Below are 4,363 nucleotides of genomic sequence, written 5' to 3' on the forward strand. Positions count from 1 at the left end.
ACGCCACGACATGATAAGCAGAGACAACCTGCTCATCATGATTCCGGCCTTCACCATTTCCGAGCTCACCAAGGCCTTCCAGATAGGCTTCGTGCTCTATCTGGCCTTCGTGGCCATCGATCTCATCATATCCAACATTCTGCTCGCCATGGGCATGATGATGGTTTCTCCCACCACCATATCGCTGCCGTTCAAGCTGCTGCTTTTCGTCACGCTCGACGGCTGGCTGAAAATCAGTCAGGGACTGATGCTCAGCTATCAGTAACAAGACGGAGGTTTATCGTGCAGATCAGCACCACTCTCAAAGACGGCATATCCGTCACCCGCATATCCGGCCGCATGGATGCCACCACGGTTTCCGAGTTCAATGAAGAATGCCAGAATCTTCTGAAATCCGGTTCCGGCCGCATCATCATCGACCTTGAAGGGCTCGAGTACATCAGCTCTGCAGGTCTGCGCGGCATACTCACCATGGGCAAGGCCTGCAAGTCCGCCGGAACGGCGCTGGCCTTCTGCTCCATGCAGGCCATGGTGGCCGACATGTTCAAGCTCTCCGGCTTCACGTCCATTCTCAAGGTCTATCCCAGCCTTGACGAGGCTCTTGCCGGCATGCGCTGAAAAGCGAGGCGGAGCCTGCCGGATGCACCGCCCGCCTTGTCGCCAGCAAGTCCACGCTTGTCAGAACGGAAATCGGCCGCGCCATGAGCGTCGCCCTTCTCCATGCCGCAGGAGACTTCCATGCCACAGCTCCATGTTCCTGCACGACTGGAACAGCTCGCCGCCGTCAACAGTTTTCTTTCCGAGAACATCCCTCCCCGCTTTCTTCCCGTCCTGCTCAATGTGGAGCTGGTGACGGAAGAGCTGCTGGTCAACGTGTTCAGCTACGCCTATCCGGAAGGCACTACCGGCAATGCGGAAATAGCGCTGCGCGAAGTGTTCTTCGACGGCGAGGACACGCTCTGCTTTTCCGTCAAGGACTGGGGCGCTCCCTTCAACCCCTTTGCCGAAGTTCCCGATCCGGACATTTCCCTCGATGCGGAAAACCGTCCGATCGGCGGCCTGGGCATCTACCTCATACGAAGCGTCACCAGACATCAGGCCTATTCCCGCGAAGACAACGCCAACCGCATCGACGTCTATTTTTCCCTCCCCGAACAGGAATGAAGCCGTGCCTGTCAGACGTTTCAGAAAGCAACTTCCACAGCTTCGGGCAACGTCCGTTCTTCTCGGTGTGCTGTTGCTGCCGCTTCTTTCGTCGGGACACGCACTCGCGGGACGCATTCTGTCCGAGGAAGTCAGCGTCACGGAAACCAGCATTCTGGAAAGAAAACAGACACACGAATTTCTCATCGACAGCATGGACGTTTCCAGCCTTTCCCCGTCCGCCAGATTTCTTGCCATGCCCCGTCCCATGATCACGCCGGAACTTGCCGGAGCCATGCATGACGGAAAAGACTGCACGGCACCGGAAGAATGGAAGCGCATCATCCGCAAGGCGGCTGAAACCTATCGTCTGCCGGAATCTCTCATTGCGGCCGTCATACGCACGGAATCGGACTTTCAGGCCAACGCCTTGTCGCCCAAAGGGGCTCGCGGAGCCATGCAGATCATGCCGGACACCCAGAAGGAACTGGGACTGGAAGACCCGTACGACGCCGAAGCCAACGTCATGGCAGGCAGCGCCTATCTGCGCCGCCAGCTCGACCGCTTCGGCTCGCTGGAACTTGCGCTCGCCGCCTACAATGCCGGCCCGGCCAACGTGATAAAATACGGCGGCATTCCGCCGTTTCCCGAGACACGGGAATACCTGAAACAGGTGACCGCCCACAAAAGCGCAGAACAAAAAGACGATGCCGCTCCCTGATCCGGCACATTTTCGGACCCTTTGCCGGAAAAATCATTCTTCCCGAAAGATCAACGGAAATCCCACATGAACAAGCTATTCATCACCCTTGTCGGAATAAGCATTACCGCTCTCGTTCTTGCCGTCGGCTGTGGCTCCTGGCTGTTCCTGAAATCCTGGGAAGAGGGAAAGAAACTCGAACGGCAGAATCAGGAGCTCAAGGCATCTCTGGAAGCCTCGCGCATCCGCATTGAAAATTTCTGTGAATATCCTGCCGAAGCGCTGTGCAGCGTGAACGAGACACCGAGTGGCAGCGTGAGCGGAGCCATGGCGGACATCGCCGATCTGACCAGAAGCATGCCCTCCCCCGCCGAAAAAAACGACGGCCGCGCCGATGCCGCATCGACGACGTCTTCACAGGCCGCTCACGCAAACGCAGACAAGCCCGTGTCGGGCATTTCGAAGCCGTCCGCTTCCGCAGCAACGCCGATGCTCCGGGAATGGGATGCTCCCGCGCAGGAAACACGCCGGGCGGCTGCACATGCAAACCCCGATTCCGAACAGGAAAAAAACGCCGTTGCGGAAACGCCTTCCGATAACGCGGCCCTTTCGGAAAACAACCGGACGTCTCTTTCAGGCACACCGTCGGACAAGGCCGTTCCGGCGTCGGACAAACGGCTCAAAAAGACGTGGGCATCCCTTACCCGTACCAAGAACTCCATGGTGCTCCGCATCGCAGGAGAAGGCCCTGCGCTCACGGCCGAAGGCAGACTGCTGCGCGATCCGCTGCGCTATGAAGTCATCATGCACGGAGAGTGGAGAGTCTACGACAAGAATCCGGACAACAATCTCGTCAAGGAAATGCGTATCTCTTTTGAAAACGGCGACACCAGCCTCATCTTTCCGCTCTCCGGGGAGCCGAAACATTGCAATGTCTCCCAGGAAGATCCCAGGACCATAGCCATCGTCATACGCTGACCAGACGCATGAGGCCTTTTCGGGAATGCTTCCATAACAATATGAATCCATTCATAAAAATATATTTCTGAGCTTCAAGGGAGCGAGCGTTTCAATCTTCTGGGCGGGAATCGGACGCTCCGGCTCGTGCCGCTTCGTCCTGTAAAAAGAGGCAAGGACTGCCCCTGGACTGTCTTTCTCCGGGCGAAACGCCGAAAAGCCTCCGTCCGTGCGTTCACTGTCTGTGCAGGCCGCCCTTCCGCAGAAAGCGGGGCTCAGGCTGCAAGAAGCCTGCTCAGCATTCCGGCAAAAGGCCTGGCCATGGCAGGCAGAGCAAACGTTCTTCCCTGCACGAAATCCCGAAGCAGAGCGTCAACGCTCTCTCTGTCCGCAGAAATTTCCGTAGGCCGAATCCATGCCCCGTTTTCATCCACTTCCGCGCGACTCAGCACTATGCACACGTCTTCGGAAAACCCCAGCGGACGCACCACCAGCGTTATTCCGCTGCCCGTAGCGCAGCCGAGCTCCAGAATCTCCGCATAGCGTCCCGCACGGCGCTGCAGCGCGCTCATGACGGCATCGCTCTTCAAAAGCTTGTTCACGCCGGCGCGAAGCAGCGCCGCAGCAGAATCCTTCATCATGCTACTTCTCCTTTCCGGCCAGAACGATGGACTCACCGAGAATGAAAAGCACCTGCGCCGTGGCCTGAAGAAAAAGCATGGCCTCCTCTGCGGAGCGTCCCTTGACGGTTCCGCTCCAGGTAGCCAGCGCCATGATGCTCCAGTTTCCCTTGATGCACGCAGCCAGACGATCTCCGGCAGACGTGCCGCCCGGCATTCCCGCAAGCTCCAGAGCCGTGTCGTCAAGATACTTCATGCCCCGTTCACGGGAAAGCAGCACGAAAAGATTGCTTTTGAGAAGCTCCTCCCCAACGGCGTCCCACAAATTCGCCGCCGCCGCTCCGGCAAAGCAGCAGGAGCCCAGAACGGCCAGCGGCTCCACATGGTCATACAATGAGTGATACTCGCGTATGCAGTGCTCGAAAAACGTACGCACGAGACCGGACAGCTCGGGAATGCTGCGTACCGAATCCTTCAAGAATCCGGTCTTCACCGCCTCCGAGGCAAGCAGATTCTGAAGTCCGTTCCTATAATCCGCGAGTTCCTTGAGCAGATCCTTGTCGCTGCCGCCTTCCATAGCGTACCTCCTGCCTTTTCCGCATCGTTTGAAAACAAGCAACGTAGCAGCAAGCGTCACGCATTTCAAGTCGCTCCCGCACGGGAGCCGCCCGACAATGACGACGCTTTCTGCCTTCGGTACCGCTCTTCCCTGAAAAACAAACGGACCTCTCCTGTCGTCCGCCATGCTCCCGTCGACTTGGCAGAGCTCGGGGAACATGGTAAAAAACGCCCCGACAGAAACAAGCTCCGGCATCCTTGTCCGATCGGTCGTCGAAGACAGGCCGCCTGCCCTTCGGCGTGTCCGCGCCACGAAGTCCGATTCTCATCCTTTGCCAACGACGCCACGGCAGGCGCCCGTCTTGTCGTGCCGTGGCGACACCAT

General features: G+C 58.0%; 6 protein-coding genes and 1 pseudogene. 5 read left to right on the forward strand and 2 right to left on the reverse strand.

Features of this window, described 5'->3' with window-relative positions; translation table 11 throughout:
• The 5 genes and pseudogenes from QZZ60_RS10705 to QZZ60_RS10725 all read left to right on the forward strand — a co-directional run.
• A pseudogene (locus tag QZZ60_RS10705) lies at positions 1–265 on the forward strand (EscR/YscR/HrcR family type III secretion system export apparatus protein); the annotation flags it as partial.
• A gap of 17 nt (positions 266–282) precedes the next feature.
• Positions 283–618 carry an STAS domain-containing protein gene (locus QZZ60_RS10710; RefSeq protein ID WP_295641261.1) on the forward strand — a complete coding sequence of 112 codons (336 nt, stop codon included), beginning with the start codon at positions 283–285 and terminating at the stop codon, positions 616–618.
• A 120-nt stretch (positions 619–738) separates the two neighbouring features.
• Positions 739–1,164: an ATP-binding protein gene (locus QZZ60_RS10715; protein ID WP_295641262.1), complete on the forward strand. Its 426-nt coding sequence runs from the start codon at positions 739–741 to the stop codon at positions 1,162–1,164.
• 73 nt (positions 1,165–1,237) lie between these two features.
• Complete coding sequence (locus tag QZZ60_RS10720; RefSeq protein WP_295641264.1) at positions 1,238–1,864, forward strand: lytic transglycosylase domain-containing protein; 627 nt, start codon at positions 1,238–1,240, stop codon at positions 1,862–1,864.
• Between the two features lie 66 nt (positions 1,865–1,930).
• Positions 1,931–2,821, forward strand: coding sequence for a hypothetical protein (locus QZZ60_RS10725; protein ID WP_295641266.1), 891 nt, complete (start codon positions 1,931–1,933; stop codon positions 2,819–2,821).
• Between the two features lie 254 nt (positions 2,822–3,075).
• Here the strand turns inward: QZZ60_RS10725 and QZZ60_RS10730 are convergent, their stop codons facing one another.
• Together QZZ60_RS10730 and QZZ60_RS10735 are read right to left on the reverse strand one after the other, a co-directional pair.
• Positions 3,076–3,441 carry a hypothetical protein gene (locus QZZ60_RS10730; RefSeq protein ID WP_295641268.1) on the reverse strand — a complete coding sequence of 122 codons (366 nt, stop codon included), beginning with the start codon at positions 3,439–3,441 and terminating at the stop codon, positions 3,076–3,078.
• A 1-nt stretch (position 3,442) separates the two neighbouring features.
• The gene (locus QZZ60_RS10735) at positions 3,443–3,997 is read right to left on the reverse strand and encodes a hypothetical protein (RefSeq protein ID WP_295641270.1); all 555 of its coding nucleotides are present in this window, start codon (positions 3,995–3,997) and stop codon (positions 3,443–3,445) included.
• Between the last annotated feature and the right edge of the window lie 366 nt (positions 3,998–4,363).

The organism is uncultured Mailhella sp. (genome assembly GCF_905187505.1).
Taxonomy (GTDB): domain Bacteria; phylum Desulfobacterota; class Desulfovibrionia; order Desulfovibrionales; family Desulfovibrionaceae; genus Mailhella.

Excerpts from the sequence above, each read along its gene's own strand:
- QZZ60_RS10715 (WP_295641262.1), top strand. The coding sequence starts at position 739 with ATGCCACAGCTCCATGTTCCTGCACGACTGGAACAGCTCGCCGCCGTC.
- QZZ60_RS10725 (WP_295641266.1), top strand. The coding sequence starts at position 1,931 with ATGAACAAGCTATTCATCACCCTTGTCGGAATAAGCATTACCGCTCTC.
- QZZ60_RS10730 (WP_295641268.1), bottom strand. The coding sequence starts at position 3,441 with ATGATGAAGGATTCTGCTGCGGCGCTGCTTCGCGCCGGCGTGAACAAG.
- QZZ60_RS10735 (WP_295641270.1), bottom strand. The coding sequence starts at position 3,997 with ATGGAAGGCGGCAGCGACAAGGATCTGCTCAAGGAACTCGCGGATTAT.